This window comes from Brevundimonas sp. AJA228-03, assembly GCF_017795885.1.
In the GTDB taxonomy this organism is placed as follows: Bacteria; Pseudomonadota; Alphaproteobacteria; order Caulobacterales; family Caulobacteraceae; genus Brevundimonas.
Map to the genome: position 1 here is coordinate 2374073 of NZ_CP059297.1, position 18869 is coordinate 2392941.

The 18869-nt window shown below is 68.4% G+C and carries 17 protein-coding genes; 8 read left to right on the forward strand and 9 right to left on the reverse strand.

What is annotated here, in order from left to right:
• Positions 1-367: 367 nt before the first annotated feature.
• Complete coding sequence (locus HZ989_RS11925) at positions 368-679, reverse strand: SEL1-like repeat protein (RefSeq protein ID WP_209321038.1); 312 nt, start codon at positions 677-679, stop codon at positions 368-370.
• A gap of 186 nt (positions 680-865) precedes the next feature.
• Positions 866-1585, reverse strand: a complete 720-nt coding sequence (locus tag HZ989_RS11930) for a glutathione S-transferase family protein (protein ID WP_209321039.1) — start codon at positions 1583-1585, stop codon at positions 866-868.
• Between the two features lie 160 nt (positions 1586-1745).
• On the opposite strand from HZ989_RS11930, the gene HZ989_RS11935 reads away from it, so the two are divergent.
• Positions 1746-2831: an RcnB family protein gene (locus HZ989_RS11935; RefSeq protein ID WP_245162356.1), complete on the forward strand. Its 1086-nt coding sequence runs from the start codon at positions 1746-1748 to the stop codon at positions 2829-2831.
• Positions 2832-2921: 90 nt separating this feature from the next.
• On the opposite strand, the gene HZ989_RS11940 is transcribed toward HZ989_RS11935, so the two are convergent.
• The 3 genes from HZ989_RS11940 to HZ989_RS11950 are packed head-to-tail and all read right to left on the reverse strand — an operon-like array spanning position 2922 to position 5189.
• Complete coding sequence (locus tag HZ989_RS11940) at positions 2922-3224, reverse strand: I78 family peptidase inhibitor (RefSeq protein ID WP_209321040.1); 303 nt, start codon at positions 3222-3224, stop codon at positions 2922-2924.
• Positions 3225-3235: 11 nt separating this feature from the next.
• Positions 3236-3685 carry a DNA polymerase III subunit chi gene (locus HZ989_RS11945; RefSeq protein WP_209321041.1) on the reverse strand — a complete coding sequence of 150 codons (450 nt, stop codon included), beginning with the start codon at positions 3683-3685 and terminating at the stop codon, positions 3236-3238.
• 31 nt (positions 3686-3716) lie between these two features.
• The gene (locus HZ989_RS11950) at positions 3717-5189 is read right to left on the reverse strand and encodes a leucyl aminopeptidase (RefSeq protein ID WP_209321042.1); all 1473 of its coding nucleotides are present in this window, start codon (positions 5187-5189) and stop codon (positions 3717-3719) included.
• A 143-nt stretch (positions 5190-5332) separates the two neighbouring features.
• Between HZ989_RS11950 and HZ989_RS11955 the strand changes: the two genes are divergently transcribed.
• From HZ989_RS11955 to HZ989_RS11985, 7 genes are all read left to right on the forward strand, one after another.
• Positions 5333-6463, forward strand: a complete 1131-nt coding sequence (locus tag HZ989_RS11955) for an LptF/LptG family permease (RefSeq protein WP_209321043.1) — start codon at positions 5333-5335, stop codon at positions 6461-6463.
• Positions 6460-7605 (forward strand): LPS export ABC transporter permease LptG, encoded by a 1146-nt coding sequence (gene lptG, locus HZ989_RS11960; RefSeq protein ID WP_209321044.1) that lies wholly within the window; start codon positions 6460-6462, stop codon positions 7603-7605. The genes HZ989_RS11955 and lptG overlap by 4 nt, the downstream gene beginning before the upstream one ends.
• Before the next feature lie 46 nt (positions 7606-7651).
• Positions 7652-10084 carry an LPS-assembly protein LptD gene (locus HZ989_RS11965; RefSeq protein WP_209321045.1) on the forward strand — a complete coding sequence of 811 codons (2433 nt, stop codon included), beginning with the start codon at positions 7652-7654 and terminating at the stop codon, positions 10082-10084.
• Between the two features lie 83 nt (positions 10085-10167).
• The gene (locus HZ989_RS11970; RefSeq protein WP_245162357.1) at positions 10168-11511 is read left to right on the forward strand and encodes a peptidylprolyl isomerase; all 1344 of its coding nucleotides are present in this window, start codon (positions 10168-10170) and stop codon (positions 11509-11511) included.
• Positions 11512-11515: 4 nt separating this feature from the next.
• Positions 11516-12511 carry a 4-hydroxythreonine-4-phosphate dehydrogenase PdxA gene (gene pdxA, locus HZ989_RS11975; RefSeq protein WP_209321047.1) on the forward strand — a complete coding sequence of 332 codons (996 nt, stop codon included), beginning with the start codon at positions 11516-11518 and terminating at the stop codon, positions 12509-12511.
• Between the two features lie 9 nt (positions 12512-12520).
• Positions 12521-13330 (forward strand): 16S rRNA (adenine(1518)-N(6)/adenine(1519)-N(6))-dimethyltransferase RsmA, encoded by an 810-nt coding sequence (gene rsmA / locus HZ989_RS11980; RefSeq protein ID WP_209321048.1) that lies wholly within the window; start codon positions 12521-12523, stop codon positions 13328-13330.
• Complete coding sequence (locus HZ989_RS11985) at positions 13327-14460, forward strand: pyridoxal phosphate-dependent aminotransferase (protein ID WP_209321049.1); 1134 nt, start codon at positions 13327-13329, stop codon at positions 14458-14460. Before rsmA ends, HZ989_RS11985 begins: the two co-directional genes overlap by 4 nt.
• 3 nt (positions 14461-14463) lie before the next feature.
• On the opposite strand, the gene HZ989_RS11990 is transcribed toward HZ989_RS11985, so the two are convergent.
• Genes HZ989_RS11990 through mltG form a run of 4 tightly spaced genes read right to left on the reverse strand, consistent with a single transcriptional unit; the run spans position 14464 to position 18869 of the window.
• Positions 14464-16140: a formate--tetrahydrofolate ligase gene (locus HZ989_RS11990; protein WP_209321050.1), complete on the reverse strand. Its 1677-nt coding sequence runs from the start codon at positions 16138-16140 to the stop codon at positions 14464-14466.
• 2 nt (positions 16141-16142) lie between these two features.
• On the reverse strand, positions 16143-16784 hold the full coding sequence (gmk, locus tag HZ989_RS11995) for a guanylate kinase (RefSeq protein WP_209321051.1): 642 nt from the start codon (positions 16782-16784) through the stop codon (positions 16143-16145).
• Positions 16774-17640 (reverse strand): YicC/YloC family endoribonuclease, encoded by an 867-nt coding sequence (locus HZ989_RS12000; protein WP_209323118.1) that lies wholly within the window; start codon positions 17638-17640, stop codon positions 16774-16776. The genes gmk and HZ989_RS12000 overlap by 11 nt, the downstream gene beginning before the upstream one ends.
• A gap of 14 nt (positions 17641-17654) precedes the next feature.
• On the reverse strand, positions 17655-18869 hold the full coding sequence (mltG, locus tag HZ989_RS12005; RefSeq protein WP_209321052.1) for an endolytic transglycosylase MltG: 1215 nt from the start codon (positions 18867-18869) through the stop codon (positions 17655-17657).

Here is an 18869-nt window from a genome sequence, read left to right on the forward strand (position 1 = left end):
AATGAGTCTGTGCGTGGCGACGTCTTTGGCCCCTGAATGGAACGACGTAGGCCGCTGCCGGCCTCTGCTGGCCAGGACCTGACATTCCAGGATGGACCGCAAGACCATAAGGTCGAAACCTGTCGCCGTGGCCGCGGCCTTGTTGACCACCGCCTGTTCGACCTTGGGGGTCCGTTCCGGTGCCGGGGAGCCCGCCTTTACCGGTGTCGCCCGGATCGGCGTCCTCCGGATCCGGACCTGGGGTCAGCGGCTGGGTCAGCCGGGGTGACCCTGTCGTGTGGTTCTGCCGCCCGCGCGACGCCATGCGGTCGCCGTGCGGGTCATCCGCCCGGATGGTTGAGACCCGGCGGCTGATGTCGCCGGGACATCAGGCCGCGAGACGGACCACGCCAGCGTCGATATAGCGGCGGGCGGCGCGCTGGGCTTCGGCGATCTCGTCGCGTTCCATCTCTTCGGACATCTCGCGGCGATAGACCCGGGCTTCGATCGAGCCCTTCATGGCCGCCAGATTGAAGATCATATGGGCCGAGACCCTGTCCATCGGGCACCCCCCCGATCCGGACGAATACATCATGCCCAGACGGAACAGAGCGTCACCGTCCATGTCGGGGGTCGGCAGGGGCAGCGGGGCCGCCTCGACCGTGTCGATCAGTTCCGGCGCGGTTTCTTGCGCGTTCATCACCGTATCCTTTGCGATGGGAGATGTCCGTTCTGGACCCGCCCTTCGATACGCGATCAAATACCTCCGGTTTGAAGTTAAAGTTAACAGCGCCAAGTGCCGCAGAATCTTTTATGTAAAAGGGATATGAATACTGTCCGGGTTGTTCAGACCTGAGAAATACACTGTAAATCTCTGATTCAGACTCTATCGGCCCCGTTGGCCGAACAGAACCTTGCGCGCCGCCTCTGCCGCCTTGCCGGATGCGGCCAGATTGCTGCGCAGTGCATCGCCGACGGCGCGGCCCTTGATCACCGCAGGGCGCGCGCCCACGCGGGCCAGCCAGGCCTTCAGGTTGGGGAACTCGTCCATGTTCTGCCCCTGATGCTCCGGCAGGATCCAGGGCCAGGCCGCCATATCGGCGATGGAATAGTCGCCCGCCAGATAGTCGCGATCCGCCAGCCGACGGTCCATGACGCCATACAGACGATGCGTTTCGTCGGTGTAGCGGCGCACGCCATAGGCGATCTGGCGCTGGTCCTTGATGATCGCGGGGGCATATTGGCGGAAGTGGTGCGTCTGACCCGCCATCGGCCCCAGGCCGCCGACCTGCCAGAACAGCCACTGATCGACCTCGGTGCGGGCCCGGATATCGGTCGGATAGAACTGGCCCGACTTGTTGGCCAGATACTGCAGGATCGCCCCGCTCTCGAAGATCGACAGCGGCTGGCCATCGGGACCGTCCGGATCGACGATGGCGGGCATGCGGCCATTGGGGCTGATGGCCTGGAACTCCGGCGTGAACTGTTCGCCGGTGCCGATGTTCACGGCCTTGACCTCATAGGGCAGCCCCATTTCCTCCAGGGCGATGGAGACCTTCCAGCCGTTGGGCGTGGGCCAGTACCAGAGCTGGATCGGGTTGGTCATGCAGAGTCTCCGGAACAGGGGGGGCCGCGTCCGATGCGGGCCCCTGATCTGGGTCGCGGCATGGCCTGCCGCAAGCGATCCGGGTCGTTCAGCCAGCGTTCATGGTGGAAGCGCGACCGTGAGGACGAGCCGCCGGGATCGGCGTGCGGGAAACCATGAGATGAAATCGTCCGTTACGGCCTTTGCCGCCCTCGCCGCCCTGGCCTTGCCCGCCAGCCTGTCGACCATGGCCCATGCCCAGGAGGAACTGACCGCCGATGCCCGGCCCGAAAGACTTCCGGCCGAGGTCTTCATCCCTGCGCCGCCCGAGGCTCCGCAGGAGCGTCGCGGTGACGGCGACCGCGCCAGGGGCGGTGGCCAGGATCGGGGAGACCAGACCCGGGACCGCGGCGATCGAGGCCGTGGCGATGGCGGTGGTCGGGACCAGGGCGACCAGTCACGCGACCGCGGTGGTCGCGGCGGGAACGACGGCGGAGGCTGGAGCCCGCCGCAGCCGCCGGTCATCCTTGCGCCGCCTCCGCCTGAACCCTCGATCCAGCAGGACAATCGTGGTCGCGGCGGCCGGGATCGCGATGAGTGGGGCCAGGGCGGCGAGGGACAAGGCGGCTGGAACGGTGGCGGCCAGTGGAACGGCGGCGACCAGAATCGCGGGGATCGGGATCGCGGGGATCGCGACCGAAACGGCCAGGATCGGGATCGCGGCAATGGCGGACGCTGGAACAGTGGCGGCAACAACGGTCAGGACTGGAACCGGGATCGCGACCGGGATCGCAACGGCGGCTGGAATGGCGGTTGGAACGGCAACAACGGTCAGGACTGGAACCGGGATCGCCATGGCGGCGGTCGGAACTGGAACAACGACCGCAACGGCCGACGCGACTATGGCGGCTTCAGCAACCGCTGGAACCAGTACGACTGGCGTCGCAACTGGAACCGGGGCCGGTCCAGAGATTGGTGGCGGAACGACCGGTCGTTCCGGGACTTCAACGGGGTCCGGTTCGGCTTCTACTTTGCGCCGAACTACGGCTACTACTCGGTGCCGAGAAGCTACTATGGCCAGCGCTACTACGTCGGATCCTACCTGCCGTCGATCTTCTGGCGCTACCAGCTGAACGACTACCGGACCTATGGTCTGGGCTATCCGCCCCCCGGAACCCGGTGGGTGCTGGTCGATACGACGATCTATCTGATCGACAGCTACGACGGCTACATCATCGACGCCATCTACGACGCCTGGCGCTGGTAGATCGAAGCCCCCCGCGCCGTTCCGACGGCGCGGGGGTGGTCGGCGTCACCGCGCAGGCTGCAAGAGACCCCGCCCGCGCCAGGCCGGGGATCATCCGCATCGGACCTGCTCAACGAGACCGCTCTGTTCATTGTAGAAGATGTTCAGCCGGTAGGGCGAGAAGTCCATCGTCACCGGACAGGTGGTGCACACCACGCGACGGCTGACGACCTCGACCGGCACTGGGATTTCAGTCCTGGGGCGCCCGACCAAGTACTGGAGGTCGGCCGCCTTGCAGAGGTCCTCCGATCCATCCGGCATGTGGGTGCCGACCGGCGGGTTGGCCTCGGCCTCCTCGACGATCGCGGGGGCGTCGGGTGCCGGGACGGGCGTGGACGAGCACGCCGCCAGCATCAGCGCGCCGATCAGGCCGCCTTTTCCCAGCGCCCCTCGTCCGATTGTTTCCAGTAGGCCAGATTGGCCCCCTGCCCCTTCAGCGCCTTCCAGCGTTCCCGCGCACCCTGCAGCGCCGTCTCGTCGCGTCCGTCGAAAATGATGAAGCATCGTTCGAACTCCTCGGTGACGGTCATATCCGACCCATCGACAATGAACAGCGCCTGGGACGCGTTGGGGTTCTCATGTCCGGCGGTCAGCAGGATGGGCTGGCGCGCGGCGTGCGGCTGGTCGGCAAGGCCATGGGCCAGAAAGGTGTCGTCGCGCCACGACCACAGCCGTTCGTCGATCTCCGCCCGCTGATCCGCATCGGCGACCCGAACCCGCGCGCGCCACCCGCGTTGCAGCGTCCGGTCCAGCAGTTCGGGCAGGACCTGATCCAGCGTGGATCGCTCCAGGTGATAGAACCAGATCTCGCCCATTGCGCTCGTCCCGGGGCCGTCCACCAGGGCCTCAGCCCTCGTAGGTGTCGGCCACCATGCGGTCCAGCAGGCGCACGCCCCAGCCCACCGGGCCGTCCGGCACGGTCGCGCGCGTCGACTTGGACGCCCAGGCCACCGGCGCGATGTCGATGTGCGCCCATGGCACGCCGTTGGTGAACCGCTGCAGGAACAGGGCGGCGGTGATCGAGCCGCCGTCGCGTCCGGCCGAATTCTTCACATCGGCGTTCACGCTGTCCATGATCTTGTCGTACTGGGGCGGGATCGGCAGGCGCCAGACGTTCTCGTTGACCTTGGGACCGGCGGCCAGAATCGCGTCGGCCAGATCGTCGGCGTTCGAAAACACGCCCGCATAGTCGAGACCCAGGGCCACGATCATGGCCCCCGTCAGGGTCGCCAGATCGACCATGAACTTCGGCTTGAACCGGTCCTGGGTGTACCAGAGGGCGTCGGCGAGAACGAGGCGACCCTCGGCGTCGGTGTTGATGATCTCGACCGTCTGGCCGGACATGGAGGTCAGGATGTCGCCGGGACGCTGGGCATTGCCATCGGGCATGTTCTCGACCAGGCCCAGCACGCCGACCGCGTTGACCCTGGCCTTGCGACCGGCCAGCGCGTGCATCAGTCCGGCGACGGCGGCGGCCCCGCCCATGTCCCAGATCATGTCTTCCATATTGGCGGCGGGCTTGATGGAGATGCCGCCGGTGTCGAAGCAGACGCCCTTGCCGACAAAGGCGATCGGCTGGTCGCCGGGCTTGCCGCCATTCCACTGGATCACCGCCAGCTGGCTTTCACGCACCGAGCCCTGACCGACGCCCAGCAGGACGTGCATGCCCAGCGCCTCCATCTCCTTTTCGCCCAGGATCTCGACGGTCAGGCCGAGGCGTTCCAGTTCCTTGACGCGACGGGCGAACTCGGCCGGATACAAGACGTTGGCGGGCTCCGCGACCAGGTCACGCGAGAAACAGACCGCATCGGCAACAGCATCCAGCGGCCCGAAGGCGGCCTGGGCGGCCGCGACATCGGCGGTGACGATATTGACCGTCCTGATCGAGGGAATCTTGTCCGGCTTTTCCCGGGTCCGGTATTTGTCGAACCGGTAGGCCGCCAGCTTCACCGCGAAAGCGGCGCGCGCGGCCTGCTCTGCGGAGAGGTGGCGCAGGTCGATGGTCAGGGCCTCGGCCCCCGACAGCTTGACCGCATGATAGGCGGTGCCGGCCGCCGTCTCGATCGCCAGGTCGTCGAACTTGCCCGCCTCGCCCGCCCCGACCAGAACCACGGTGTCGGCCTGAATGCCCTGCGGGGCCGCGACGATCAGCGTGCTGGATGCGCTGCCGTTGAAGCGGCTGTTCGTCATCGCCCGGGTCAGGCTGCCCGCCGCAGCGGCATCGTGGTCGGCGCCGGACCCTGCGAAGGCCCGACCATCATGGACCAGAACGGCCAAGGCTTGCGAGACGCCGGCTTCGGCGACGAAGGCGATATTCATGAACAAGGGACTCCCGCCGGGATTCGCTCCCGGTCGTTGATACGGTGAAGGCGGCTGCGTCTGCCATTGTCGGCGACGCAGCCGGGTGTGTATTAGATGGACTGCCACGCCCGCGCCCGCAACCGGGTGATTTCATCGCCCGCATGACCCTGATCCAGACCTATCTGTTCCGCCAGATCGCCCTGCCCGTTCTGGCAGCCTGCGCCTCGCTGGCCGGAATCGGCATACTGAGCCAGAGCCTGGATCAGCTGGAGGTCATCGTCGAACGCGGTCAGAGCGTCTGGATCATGGTCAAGCTGACCCTGCTGGCCGTGCCGCTGCTGTTCAGCGTGATCCTGCCCATAGGCCTGTTCGTCGGGGCCCTGATCGCCCTGACGCGGTTGCAGCGCGAGCAGGAACTGACCGCCGCCTATGCCAGCGGCATGACCCGCTGGCAGATGATCGCGCCCGGCGCCTGGCTGGCCGCGGGCGTCGCCGCGGTGATGCTGCTGACCAATGTCGTGGTGCAACCCTGGGCGCAGCGCACGGCGCGGGAACAGGCCTTCGCCATCCGCACCGATCTGGCCGCCCTGCTGGTCGAGGAAGGCCGATTCGTTCAGGGTCCGAACGGTCTGACCGTCTATGTCCAGCAGATCGAACAGAATGGCCTGCTGAAGAACCTGTTCATCTACATCCAGAACGGCGACAAGGTGACGACCTGGGACGCGGCGGAGGCCCGCTTCGGGCGCGTCGACGGACAGCCCGTCCTGACCATGAAACAGGGCTCGTGGCAGCAGTACAGCCCGGCCGGCGTGCTGCAGCAGCTGGTGTTCGACGGCTACGTCTTCCCGCTGGGACCATATGTCACCGACGACCAGCGCATCCGCTACAAGTCCGCCGACCTGTGGATCACCCAGCTGTTCAAACCCACGCCCGAATTGATTCGCGATACGGCTCCCCGCGGTGAACTGCTGGCGGAGGCCCATTCGCGGCTGTCATCGCCGCTGTATGCCCTGACCGCCATGGCCATGGCCCTGACCGCCATCCTGGGCGGCGCCTTCAGTCGGACCGGCTACACCGCACGGATCGCAAAGGCCTCGGGCGCCTTCCTGCTGGTCCGCGTCGTCGGCTATGCGGTGGTGGCGGCCAGCGCATGGAACGGATGGCTGAACGTGTTCCAGTATCTGTTGCCGATCGCCGCGACCGTCGTGGCGCTCAGGTTGGTGTTCCGGGCGCTGAAGCCGCACAGGGCCTCTCGCCCGACCCTGTCCCGACTGAAGGTGCGACCGGCATGAGCCCCCTGGGCAACATCGGCGCGGCACCCGCCCATATGCTGAACGCGCTGCATCTGGGACGTATCGAGCGGTACGTGCTGCTCCAGCTGGGCAAGTCGCTGGCCGTGGCGCTGGGGGTCATCAGCGCCCTGGTCATGCTGATCGACTTCGTCGAGATCTCGCGCGGCCTGGGATCGGACACCGATCTTTCGGGCCTGCGCATCCTGGGCCTGATGCTGATCAAGTCGCCCGCGGTGATCGTGCAGCTTCTTCCCTTCGTCTTCCTGTTCGGGACGCTGGCGGCCTTTGTCGGGCTGAACCGGCGGAGCGAGCTGATCGCCATGCGGGCAGCGGGCGTTTCGGCCTGGCGCTTCGTCCTGCCCGCGGCGGGCGCGGCGGTGGTGGCCGGTATCCTGACGGTGACCATCATCGGTCCCCTGGCCGCATCGGGCGACGGCATGTTCCAGCGTGAACGCAGCCGGATCTCCGATGGCGTCGGCGGGGGCGAGCAGGAGGCGATCTGGCTGCGTGAGGGCGAGGGCCAGCGCCAGATGGTCATCCGCGCGGCGCGTCAGGATCGCGCCCGCGCCCAGCTGCTGGACGTCACCTTCTTCATCTATACGACCGATCCGGGAGGCCGCCGCGCCTTCACCGAGCGGATCGACGCACGGTCCGCCAGCCTGGCGGCCGGTCGCTGGCGTCTGGTGAATGCGGTCGGGGCCCAGACCGGGCAGCGGGCCACGCGCTATTCGACCCTGGACCTGCCCTCCAGCCTGGCCGACGAAGAGGCGTTCGAACGGTTCGCCCGGCCGCAATCGACACCCTTCTGGTCCTTGCCGGGCCAGATCCGGAGAATCGAGGATGCGGGGTTCTCGTCCACCGCCTATCGGCTGCGGCTGCAGCAGTTGCTGTCCACCCCCCTGGCCTTCGCGGCCATGACCATCCTGGCCGCAGCCTTCTCGCTGCGGCTTATGCGGCTGGGAGACCTGGCGCGGATGGCCGTGGCGGCGGTCGTGCTGGGCTTTGCCTTCTTCTTCCTGAACCAGTTTTCGGCGGCCATGGGCTCGGCGGAGGTCGTGCCCCCCGTCATCGCCGCCTGGTTGCCGGCCGTCCTGACAGCGCTCGCGGCCTTCACCTTGCTGTTCTATACCGAAGACGGCTAAGCGGTTCCCGAAGGCGGGGGCCTGAACAAGGGATACAGTCCTACCGATGCAGGCTGATCGCGGCCCTCTTTTCCGGCACCGTCTGCGGATCCGCCTGCTGACCGGCTCGGTGCTGGCGGCCTGGGCGCTGTCCAGCCTGGCGCTGGCCCAGACGCCGTCGCGCCCGACGTCGCCCCCCGCCGTCGACCTGCCGGTCGATGCCGTCTATCTCGAAGCCGATCAGGCGACCCGTCAGGGCAATGTGATCACCGCGACCGGCGAGCGTGACCGCGTCTATGCGCGCTTCCAGAACCGTTCAATGCGCGGCCGCGCCGTCACCTATGACATCGGCCAGGGGGTCGGGGTCGCCGACGGCGAGGTCGAGCTGACCGACCCGGACGGCAACGTCGTCCACGCCAGCCATCTGGAACTGGATTCGGATCTCAAGGCGGGCGTCGCGGTCGATCTGGCCACACGGCTGACAAATGGGGCCAGTCTGATGGCCGCGACGGCGGTCCGGCGGTCCGAAAACGTCAACGAGCTGAACTACGCCCTGTTCACGCCCTGCCCCGTTTGCGACGCCGAGGGCCATCCGAAGGAGCCCAGCCTCTCGATCCAGGCCGAAAAGGTGGTCCAGGACGAGGCCCTGCGTGCGGTCCTGTATCGGAATGCGGTCTTCAAGATCGGCGGCGTGCCCGTCTTCTGGACGCCCTACTTCGCCCATCCCGACCCGACCGTGGATCGGGCGTCCGGCTTTCTGGTGCCGATCACCAACTACGACCAGGGGCGCGGCGTCTCGATCGAGACGCCCTACCTTCGGGTCATCTCGCCGTCAGAGGACTGGCTGATCAGCCCGCAGTTCAACACCGGCGTGGTCCCGTTCCTGAACCTGCAATGGCGTCGGCGCTTCTCGAACGGCACGATCTTGGCCCGGACCGGCTACACCTATGCGCAGAATTTCGGCGACTTTGATCTGGACGGCGACGGCAGCGCCGAGAGCAACGTCGATTTCGGCGACAAGACCAGCCGCAGCTATGTCCTGAGCTGGGGCAGGTTCGATCCGGCCGGCCCGTGGCGCTGGGGTTTCACGGCCGAGCGGACGTCCGACAAGACCCTGTTCGACCGCTACGACGTCATCGACCCCTATCAGGACAATGGACTGTATTATGGCGACCAGCGCCGCCTGATCTCGCAGCTGTATGCCGAGCGACAGACCGCCCGTTCGTACCTGTCGGTCGCCGCCTTCTCCTTCCAGAGCCTGCGGGTGGCACGGTTCAACGATGTGACGCCTGCGCTGAACGTGTTCGAGAATGACGGATCGCTGCCGCTGGTCGCGCCTCTGATCGATGGGCGCTGGGAGCCGGAGCAGGCGGTGCTGGGCGGGCGGCTGCGGCTGCGCGGATCGGCCGTGTCGCTGTACCGCGACGACTATGTCGGCAGTCCGGTGCTGAGGCCCCAGGTCGTACCGAGGGGGGCTACCCTCGGCCTGCCCGGTGTGGACAGCCGCCGGGTCACCGCCCAGATCGACTGGCGCCGGTCCCTGACCTCGGCGGCGGGCATCCGCTACGAGCCCTTCATCGACGGGCGCATCGATGTCTATTCGGTTGCCGACCTGCCGCCCGTGCTGGGCCTGGCCGATGAGACCATCACCCGGGAGCGCGCGACCATCGGCCTTGACGTCAGCTATCCCCTGATCCGGCACCTGGGAAACGGGGCGGACCTGATCGTCGAACCGCTGGGCCAGATCTCGTTGTCCAACGCACCCGACGTCGACGCCCGCATCCCGGTCGAGGACTCCGAGACGCTGGAGCTGGACGAGTCCTCGCTGTTCCGCATCGACCGCTTTCCCGGTCATGACCTGCTGGAAGGCGGTTTCCGGTTTACGGCCGGGGTGCGTTCCACCCTGCGCTGGGACAGCAACCGCAGCGCCAGTCTGTTCGTCGGACGCAGCATGCGCGATGCGGACCAGATAGCCTTCGGCATTCCGATTCCGGATGCCCCCACCAAGATCTACGACCCGACCGGCGTCGGGAGCCAGACCTCGGACTGGGTGGTCCAGGCCAGCTTCCAGCCGTCGGACCGCATCCGCGGCTGGGGTCATGCGACCGTGGATGGATCGGGCAATATCCGCCGGGCAGAAACCGCCGTCGATGGTCGATGGGGTCGGCGCAACCTCGCGACGCTCAGCTACATCGTCGATCGGTCCAATCCCCTGACCGGGCCGAACAACCGCAATTACGAGTTCGTGCAGCTGGCCGGTCAGCAGTTCGTCCATCGTAACTGGGGCGTGACGGTCGCAGGCATCGCCGACCTGGAGCGCAACCTGATCACCCGGTCAGAAGTCGGCCTGCTGTTCGACGACGACTGTTTCCGGGTCGAGGTCGGCTATCGGCGCGACAACACCCGCGTTCGGCCCACCGGGCCTTCGGACGGTGTCTATGTTCGTCTAAACCTCGCCACTTTTGGAGGGTCAGGCTATGGATCAAACGGCTTGCGTTAGGCATGACGCGTGAACGCGTGTGCCTGGCCCGTTTTTGGACACGGCGCGCGGGTTCGAGGGAATCAGGACTGACCATGGGTTTGATGCGTATTTCGACCGCCGCCGCCCTGGCGGCGCTGGTCGCCGGTTCAGCCGTGGCACAGACGGCCCCTCGTCCGGCGCAGGCTCCCGGAGCGGCGGCAGGCACCCTGAATCCCGCCGCCGGGCAGCAGCCGATCACGGCCGCTCAGCCGCCTCAGCCCGAGTTCAAGATGGCCGACGGTATCGTCGCGACCGTGAACGATCAGGTCATCACCGGCTTCGACCTGCGTCAGCGCATGCTGACCACCATCGCCATGAGCCAGGTGCAACCGACCGAGGAGAACATCCCGGCGATCCAGCAGCAGGCGCTGCAGGGCCTGATCGAGGAACGGCTGCAGGCCGCCGAGATCGCCAAGTTCGACACGCTGATCATCACCGACGCCGAGGTCGATCAGGAGATCGCGCGCATGGCCGAGGACGCCGGCACGACGCCACAGGCCTATCTGGAATTCCTGACCGGTGGCGGCATCCGGGTGGAAAACCTTCGCGAGCAGTTGCGCACCGAGATCGGCTGGCGCGAGCTGGTCGGCGGCCGGTTCAACAGCCGTTCGCGGGTCAGCCGGGCACAGGTCCAGCAGGCGCTGCGCCAGGTTACCGAGGCCGCATCCAGGCCCCAGTATCTGGTCGGTGAAATCTACATCGAGGCGGCCCGCGTCGGAGGCCAGCAGCAGGCCTTCAACGGGGCCGAACAGCTGGTGCAGCAGATGGTCCAGGGCGCGCCGTTCCAGGCGGTGGCCCGCCAGTTTTCCGCCGCCCCGTCGGCGACGCGCGGCGGCGACGCCGGCTGGCTCGTACAGGGCACCGTCCAGCCTGAATTGCAGGCGGCCCTCGAGTCGCTTCAGGTCGGTCAGCTGTCGCGGCCGATCCCGGTCTCCGGCGGCGTCTACATCATCTATATGCGCGACAAGCGCGCGGGCGCAGCGACCAGTCTGGTGTCGCTGAAACAGGCCATGATCGAGCTGCCGGAAACCGCGCCCCCCGCCGATGTGGCCGCCGCAACGACCCGGCTTCAGGCCCTGCGCGGCAGTCTGACCTGCGACAACATCCTGCAACGGACCTCGTCGGAGGCCGGGCTTCTCGGTTCCGACCTCGGCGAGGCGGATGTGGCCAACCTGGCCCCGCAGTTCCAGCAGGTCGCGCGCGCGGCAGAGATCGGCAGTGTCAGTGACGTCGTCCGCACGCCTCTGGGTGTGCATTTGCTCGCCGTCTGCGGGCGCCGCGCGGGCGGTGCCGATGTGCCGACCGCGCGCGAGGTCGAAGGCCGTCTGCAGAACCAGAACCTGGCCATGCTGGCGCGACGCTATCTGCGCGATCTGCGCGCCGACGCCCTGATCGAGCTGAAGTAGATCCATGGGACTGCCACCTCTGGTCCTCAGCCTCGGCGAACCCGCCGGGATCGGACCGGAGATCGTCGCCAAAGCCTGGCAGACCCTGGGCAATGAGGCACCGTTCGCGGTCATCGGCGACATGCGCCTGCTGGCCGCGCAGGGCATTCCCGTGGTCGAGATCGGAGCCCCGGGCGATGCCGCATCGGCCTTCGCACGCGCCCTGCCCGTTCTGCACCACCCGGCACCTGCGCCGGTCGAGCCGGGCCGGCCCGATCCCCGCAACGCCTCCGTCGTCGCCGACTGGATCGAGCGAGCCGTCGGCCTGGCCCTGTCCGGCGAAGCGTCAGGTGTGGTCACAGCCCCGATCGCCAAGGCCCCGCTCTATGCCGCCGGGTTCCGCTTTCCGGGCCACACCGAGTTCATCGCCGAACTGACCGCCGACGCGCCCTTCACCGGTACGCGCGGGCCGGTCATGATGCTGACGGCCAGGGACCTTCGCGCCTGTCTGGTGACGATCCACGTGGCCCTGGACCAGGTGCCGGAACTGGTCACGGCCGAACGGGTCTGCCGCACGGCGCGCGTGGTACACGAGGCCATGAAGCGTGATTTCGGCATCGCCGCGCCTCGCCTCGCTCTGGCCGCCCTGAACCCGCACGCGGGCGAGGGGGGTGCGCTGGGCCTGCAGGAGATCGAGGTGCTGCGCCCGGCGGCCGAGGCGCTGCGGGCCGAGGGCATTGCCATCACCGACCCCCTGCCCGCCGACACCCTGTTCCACGACGACGCGCGGGCGACCTATGACGCCGCCGTCTGCCTGTATCACGACCAGGCCCTGATCCCGGTCAAGACACTGGACTTCTGGGGCGGGGTCAATGCCACCCTGGGCCTGCCGATAGTGCGGACGTCGCCCGACCACGGCACCGGCTTCGAGATCGCCGGCAAGGGTGTGGCGCGGGCGGACAGTCTGATCGCCGCGATCCGTCTGGCCTCCACCATGGCGGCGGCGCGGGCCACGCGCTAACAGGAGGCGGTGTCAGACCTGCCCCCCCTTCGCGAGTCCCTGGAAGCCCACGGCCTGCTGGCCAGGAAAAGCTTCGGCCAGCATTTCCTGCTGGACCTGAACATCACGCGCAAGATCGTACGCCTGGCCGGACCGTTCGAGGGTCGCGCCGTGATCGAGGTCGGCCCCGGCCCCGGCGGCCTGACCCGCGCCATTCTGGAGAGCGATGCGGGGCCGGTGGTGCTGGTCGAGAAGGACCCGCGCTTTCTGCCCCTGCTGGCCGAACTGGACAACGGCGAGGGCCGCCTGACGATCATCGAGGCCGATGCGCTGAAGGTCGTCGAGGCCGATCTGGCGACCGGCCCGGCCCACGTCGTGTCAAACCTGCCCTACAATGTCGGGACGCCGCTGCTGATCAAATGGCTGACGGGTCCGTGGACGCCGCACGCCATGACCCTGATGTTCCAGAAGGAGGTCGCCGAGCGGATCGTGGCCGCCCCGGGCGACGACGCCTATGGGCGTCTGGCCGTGATCGCCCAGGCGGTGGCCGAGGCGCGGATCGTGATGCATCTGCCCGCCGCCGCCTTCACACCGCCGCCCAGGGTGGCGTCGGCCGTCGTCCACCTGATCCCACGCGCCGGACGGCCCGCCCGCGAGACGCTGAAGCGGCTGGAGACCGTCACAGCCGCCGCCTTCGGCCAGCGCCGCAAGATGCTGCGCTCCAGCCTGAAACAGCTGGGCGGCCGGGCCCTGTGCGAGGCCGCCGGCATCGATCCGGACGCGCGGGCCGAGACGATCGACATCGCGGGCTTCCTGCGGCTGGCGGAGGCGACCCCATGACCGACATCGACCCGTTCCGCGCCATCGGCATCAGCCGCCTGGCCCATGCCCTGAAGGCCGAGGGCCGCAGCGTGATCCATATGGAGTTCGGCCAGCCGTCGACCGGCGCCCCGCCCGCCGCGATCGCCGAGGCCCACCGTGTGCTGGATCTCGACGGCATGGGCTATTGGGAGAGCGCGCCGCTGAAGGCGCGGATCGTCCAGCTGTACCGCGACCGCTACGACGTCGCGATCACGGCCGATCGTCTGCTGCTGACCTGCGGAGCCTCTCCCGCCCTGGTGCTGGCGCTGTCGTCCGCCTTCGCACCGGGCGACCGGATCGCCATGGCCCGCCCCGGCTATGTCGCCTATCGCAACACCGTCCGTGCACTGAATATCGAGGCGGTCGAGATCGCCTGCGGGCCGGCCGAGCATTACCAGCTGACGGCCGCCGCCCTGGACGCGCTGGACCCTCCGCCCGCCGGGGTCATCATCGCCAGCCCGGCCAATCCGACCGGGTCGGTGATTTCCGCCTCCGAACTCTCCGAAATCGCTGCCGTGTGTCGCAGAAAGCGGATCCGGATTCTCTCCGACGAAATCTACCACGGCCTGTCCTATGTCGGCCCCCAGCCGTCGATGCTGCAGTTCGAGCCGGACGCCATGGTCATCAACAGCTTCAGCAAATACTGGAGCATGGCCGGCTGGCGACTGGGCTGGCTGCTGGTGCCCGCCGACCATGCGGAGCGGGCGCGCGCCTTCATCGGCAATCTGTTCCTGACCCCGCCATCCCTGAGCCAGCACGCGGGTCTGGTCGCCATGGACCAGCATGAGGTGCTGGAAGGCCATATCGAGGTCTATCGCGCCAACCGTGCCCGGATGCTGGAGGCCCTGCCCGCGCTGGGCCTGAAGTCGATCGCCCCGCCGGACGGGGCCTTCTACATCTGGGCCGACATCGGCCATCTGACGCAGGACAGCGTGGCCTTCTGCGAGCGTCTGTTGCGCGACACCGGGGTCGCGACCGCGCCCGGCGTGGACTTCGATCCCGTCGACGGCCACCGCTTCATGCGGTTCAGCTTTGCGGTCTCCACGCCCGAGATCGAGGACGCCCTGTCGCGAATGATCCCCTGGTTCGCGGCGCGCGCGGCAGACTGAGGCTCAATCCAGACCGGTGATCCGGCCGTCCGCGCCCAGCCCGATCCGCTCGGCCGAGGGCACGCGCGGCAGGCCCGGCATGGTATTGACCGCCCCGCACAGGGCGACGACGAAGCCCGCCCCGGCCGACAGCCGCACGGACTCGACCGGCAGGACGAAGCCCTGGGGCGCGCCCGACACCTTTTCGTCGGCGGTGAAGGAATAGGGCGTCTTGGCCATGCAGACCGGCAGGTGACCGTGGCCCTCGGCCTCGAACCGGGCGAGGTCCTTCCTCGCCGCGGCCGACAGGGCGATGTCTGCGGCGCGGTACAGGGACTGGGCCACCGTACGGATCTTCTGCTCCAGCGGCAGGTCGTCGGCATAGGTCAGCTTCAGCGCGCGGCCCGGATCGTCATTGGCGTCGGCCAGGGCCGCCACGGCATGGGCCAGACCCACAGCCCCCGCGCCGCCGTCGGCCCAGTGGGTGCAGACATGGGCCTCGACCCCGTGCGCCGCACACAGGTCGATGATCGCGGCCTGTTCTTCGGCCGTGTCGCCATGGAAGGCATTGATCGCCACCACGACCGGCAGCCCGAAGCCGTGCAGGTTCTCGATGTGGCGCGCCAGATTGACGAAGCCGGCCCGCACGGCCGCGACGTCGCCGGTGCCCAGCGCGTCCTTCGCAACCCCGCCCTGCAGCTTCAGCGCCCGAACCGTCGCCACGATCACGGCGGCGGCGGGAGCCAGGCCGCTGGACCGGCATTTGATATTGAGGAATTTCTCGGCCCCCAGATCGGCCCCGAACCCGGCCTCCGTCACCGCGAACTCGCCCAGCGCCAGCGCCGCGCGGGTCGCCGTCACCGAGTTGCAGCCGTGGGCGATGTTGGCGAACGGGCCGCCATGGACCAGCGTCGGTGTGCCGCCCAGCGACTGCACGAGATTGGGCAGGACAGCCTCGCCCAGCAGGGCCGCCATCGCACCGGCCGCGCCGATATCCCCGGCCGTCACAGCCCCGCCGTCCCGTGTGCGACCCACCACGATGCGGGCCAGCCGCGCGGCCAGATCGTCCGGCCCCTCGGCCAGGCACAGGACGGCCATGACCTCGCTGGCGACGGTGATGTCGAAGCCGCTCTCGCGCACCGCGCCATTGGTGCCACCAAGGCCCACCGCGACCTGCCGCAGGGCCCGGTCGTTCATGTCGACGACGCGCCGCCAGGTGACCCGCCGCGCATCCAGCCCCCGGTCGTCGCCCCAGTAGAGGGCGTTGTCGACCATGGCGGCCAGCAGGTTGTGCGCCGCGCCGATGGCGTGGAAATCGCCGGTGAAATGCAGGTTGATCCGCTCCATCGGCGCGACCTGGGCATGGCCTCCGCCCGTCGCCCCGCCCTTTCGTCCGAACACCGGCCCCAACGAGGGCTCGCGAAGGGCGATGACTGTCTTGCGTCCGATCCGGTTCAGCGCGTCGCCGAGACCGATGGTCGTGGTCGTCTTGCCTTCGCCCGCCGCTGTCGGATTGATGGCCGTGACCAGGATCAGCCGCCCCGCCGGACGATCCGCCAGCCGCGCCAGGGCTTCGCGCGACAGCTTGGCGATATAGCGGCCATAGGGTTCCAGCGCGTCGGGGCCGATCCCCACCCTGGCCGCGATCTGCTGGATCGGCTCCAGCGTCGCGGCCTGGGATATCTCGATATCGCCGGGCATGGTCAGACCACCTCCGAGAGCAGGGCCGTCCGGTAGGTCTCGACCCAGGTGTTGCGGAACCGCCGGCTGCGCTCGGCGTGATAGATATGGGCCAGTTCGGAATAGGACCGGTCGAAGTCGTCGTTGACGAAGACGTAGTCGAACTCCCCGCAGTGCTCGATCTCGCCCTTGGCGTTCTGTATGCGGCGCTCGATCACGTCGTCGGCGTCCTGCGACCGGGTCACCAGACGGCGGCGGAGTTCTTCCAGACTGGGCGGCAGGATGAAGACGCGGACCGCGTCGCCCGGGCATTTCTCCGCGATCTGTCGGGCCCCCTGCCAGTCGATGTCGAACAGGACGTCCCGGCCCTCCGACAGGGCCTTGTCCACGGGCGCGCGCGGGCTGCCGTAGCGGTTGCCGTGCACATCGGCCCATTCCAGGAAGGCGTCCTCGTCGATACCGCGCTGGAATTCCTCGGGCGAGACGAAGTGATAGTCGCGGTCGGCCACCTCTCCCGGCCGGATGCCGCGCGTGGTCATGGAGATGGACAGCTCCAGCCCGCCATGATCGGCCATCAGGCGACGGCACAGGGAGGTCTTGCCCGCGCCCGACGGGCTGGCCACGATCAGCAGGACACCCCGGCGGGGCGTGCGGTCATTCGACATTCTGAACCTGTTCCCGAAGCTGCTCGATGACCGCCTTCAGGTCGAGGCCTATGGCGGTCAGCGCGGTCGTAGCGGATTTCGAGCACAGTGTGTTCGCCTCGCGCATGAACTCCTGCATCAGGAAGTCCAGCTTTCGGCCGGCCGGCGGCTGATCCAGCAGGGTCCGAGCCGAGGCGATGTGGGCGATCAGCCTGTCCAGTTCCTCACGGACGTCGGCCCGGGTGGCCAGGGCGGCGGCCTCCAGCACGATCCGCTCCTGCAGATCCGGCGCGTCCGGGGCCAGTTCGGCCATGCGTCGGGCGAAACGCTCGCGCACGGCCCCGGTCTGGGCGGCCGCTTCGGTTTCGGCGCGGGTGACCAAGGCTTCGATCCGGCCGACGAAGTCCTCGATCACGGGGCGCAGCTGGGCCCCTTCACGGTCGCGCGACACCTTGAGCGCATCCAGAGCCTGCTCCACGCTGGCGGCGATGGCGGCCTCGACGGCGGCACGGGCCTCGGCGTCATCGACCTGTTCGTCGCTCTCGATCACGCCTTTCAGGCCGAGCAATCCATCGGCCGACGGCGGCGTGGCCCCCTCCTCCGCCAGTCCATTGGCCAGCGCCAGATAGCGGGCCAGCACCGCCTCATTGACCTTCAAGGTCGGCGCGTCGCCGTCTGCGCGGCGTGCGTTGACGCCGAGGGTCACCTGACCCCGGCTGAGCCGGGCCTGCGCCGCCGCCCGGGCCAGCCGCTCCAGATTGTCGAACCCGTTCGGCCCGCGAAACCGGACCTCCAGATTGCGGCCGTTGACCGAGCGCGCCTCGACCGTCCAGGTCCAGCCGTCCAGGACGCCGTCGGCCCGGCCGAAGCCGGTCATGCCGGAAAGGACGCTCACGGCCCGTTCGCTGGTGCGGGTGTCGTGGCGGGTGCGGTCGATGGAGCCGGTGAAGCAGGCCGCAGCCCGGTCGTCGCACGCGGCGGCGTCAACGATCCGGGTGGCTGCATGGTGATGACCGCATCTTCGGTGGGCGGGGGCGGGGTCGCGGGAGCCGCGCCGGGCGGCAAGGCCTCTGTCGGTGCGGGCCCCGCCCGGCCCGCCTCGATCGAGCGCCAGCGCGCGACATTGATCAGGTGCTGCTCATAGGTCGAGGCGAACACATGCCCCCCGGTCCCGTCCGCGACGAAGAACAGGTCCTGCGACTGGGGCGGGTTCAGCACCGCCTCCAGCGACTGCCGGCCCGGATTGGCGATCGGCGTCGGGGGCAGGCCGTCGATCAGATAGGTGTTGTAGCCGGTGTCGCGCTCCAGCTCCGACCGGCGGATGCCCCGACCCAGAGGCTGGCCCTTCGTAATGCCGTAGATGATGGTCGGATCGCTCTCCAGCCGCATGCCGATGCGCAGCCGGTTCGAGAACACCGCCGCGACCTGGGGCCGCTCGCGCGCGATGCCGGTTTCCTTCTCGACGATGGAGGCCAGGATCACGGCCTCTTCCGGCGTCCGGACCACGGTGTTGGGTCCCCTCTGGGCCCACAGCTCCGCAAGGTTTTCGGTCGCCGCGCGCTGCATGCGGGCGATGACCTCGGCGCGCGTTTCGCCCCGCTCGATCTCATAGGTCTCGGGCCAGAGCGAGCCCTCCTCGGGCACCTCGGCGATGGTACCGGTCAGGACGGATTCCTTGTTGAGGATGTCCACGGCCTGCGCCGACGACCACCCCTCGGGAATGGTCACGAAATGGCGCACGACGCGGCCATCGGTCAGCAGGGCCAGCACGCCCTTGAGCGAGGTTCTGGTCGGCACCTCGTACTCACCGGCGCGCAGCCTCCGGTCCGCCCCGGTCAGGGTAGCCGCGGCCTTGAACATGTCCACCGACCGGATCACCCCCGCACTCTTCAGACGGGCGGCGATCGCCGAGACGCCCGAGCCGGACGGCAGGGTGACGATGGTCGCATCGCCCGCCCGCGCCGAGGGTCCGGGGGCGTAATAGACGCTCCAGGCCCAGGCCAGGCCGGCGATCAGGAACAGACTGACCGTCGCCGAGGCGGCCAGCGCGGCCACCACCAGTCCCGACCGCTTTGGCCCTGGGGCCGCCCCCCGGTCGTTCGTCAT

Coding starts and splice junctions, on each gene's coding strand:
- HZ989_RS11945 (WP_209321041.1), bottom strand. CDS start 3,685: ATGGGCGAGATCTGGTTCTATCACCTGGAGCGATCCACGCTGGATCAG.
- HZ989_RS11950 (WP_209321042.1), bottom strand. CDS start 5,189: ATGAATATCGCCTTCGTCGCCGAAGCCGGCGTCTCGCAAGCCTTGGCC.
- HZ989_RS11985 (WP_209321049.1), top strand. CDS start 13,327: ATGACCGACATCGACCCGTTCCGCGCCATCGGCATCAGCCGCCTGGCC.
- lptG (WP_209321044.1), top strand. CDS start 6,460: ATGAGCCCCCTGGGCAACATCGGCGCGGCACCCGCCCATATGCTGAAC.
- HZ989_RS11965 (WP_209321045.1), top strand. CDS start 7,652: ATGCAGGCTGATCGCGGCCCTCTTTTCCGGCACCGTCTGCGGATCCGC.
- HZ989_RS11990 (WP_209321050.1), bottom strand. CDS start 16,140: ATGCCCGGCGATATCGAGATATCCCAGGCCGCGACGCTGGAGCCGATC.
- HZ989_RS12000 (WP_209323118.1), bottom strand. CDS start 17,640: ATGACCGGCTTCGGCCGGGCCGACGGCGTCCTGGACGGCTGGACCTGG.
- HZ989_RS11930 (WP_209321039.1), bottom strand. CDS start 1,585: ATGACCAACCCGATCCAGCTCTGGTACTGGCCCACGCCCAACGGCTGG.
- HZ989_RS11925 (WP_209321038.1), bottom strand. CDS start 679: ATGAACGCGCAAGAAACCGCGCCGGAACTGATCGACACGGTCGAGGCG.
- pdxA (WP_209321047.1), top strand. CDS start 11,516: ATGGGACTGCCACCTCTGGTCCTCAGCCTCGGCGAACCCGCCGGGATC.
- gmk (WP_209321051.1), bottom strand. CDS start 16,784: ATGTCGAATGACCGCACGCCCCGCCGGGGTGTCCTGCTGATCGTGGCC.
- HZ989_RS11955 (WP_209321043.1), top strand. CDS start 5,333: ATGACCCTGATCCAGACCTATCTGTTCCGCCAGATCGCCCTGCCCGTT.
- HZ989_RS11935 (WP_245162356.1), top strand. CDS start 1,746: ATGAAATCGTCCGTTACGGCCTTTGCCGCCCTCGCCGCCCTGGCCTTG.
- mltG (WP_209321052.1), bottom strand. CDS start 18,869: ATGACGAACGACCGGGGGGCGGCCCCAGGGCCAAAGCGGTCGGGACTG.
- HZ989_RS11940 (WP_209321040.1), bottom strand. CDS start 3,224: ATGCTGGCGGCGTGCTCGTCCACGCCCGTCCCGGCACCCGACGCCCCC.
- HZ989_RS11970 (WP_245162357.1), top strand. CDS start 10,168: ATGCGTATTTCGACCGCCGCCGCCCTGGCGGCGCTGGTCGCCGGTTCA.